Genomic DNA, 255 nt, shown 5'->3' on the forward strand with positions numbered 1-255 from the left:
TGACCAGCCTGAAAACGCGCCACGGTCACGCGATGCAAAGCCGACCGATGGTTTCGGCAACGGTTTCCGAACAACCCGAGCGCCTTCGCGATATACGCGGCGTACAGTTCTCGGCGTTCGCGACGCGGCTTTCCGGTGCGGAACTCGAAGCCGCGATGGATCGCTATCTCATCCGGCACCCGGTTGCGCGCCTGCGTCCCACCGATTTGTGGCGGCTGTCGATCGAACACATCAAACTCACCGATAATAGTCTGG

The 255-nt window shown here is 60.8% G+C and carries 1 protein-coding gene; it reads left to right on the forward strand.

Annotated elements, in window-relative coordinates; translation table 11 throughout:
- Positions 1 to 255: hypothetical protein (locus tag SB751_RS32880; protein WP_410749363.1), on the forward strand; the 255-nt coding region annotated here is incomplete at both ends.

Origin of the sequence: Cupriavidus sp. SIMBA_020 (assembly GCF_046535395.1) — a bacterium.
In the GTDB taxonomy this organism is placed as follows: domain Bacteria; phylum Pseudomonadota; class Gammaproteobacteria; order Burkholderiales; family Burkholderiaceae; genus Cupriavidus; species Cupriavidus campinensis.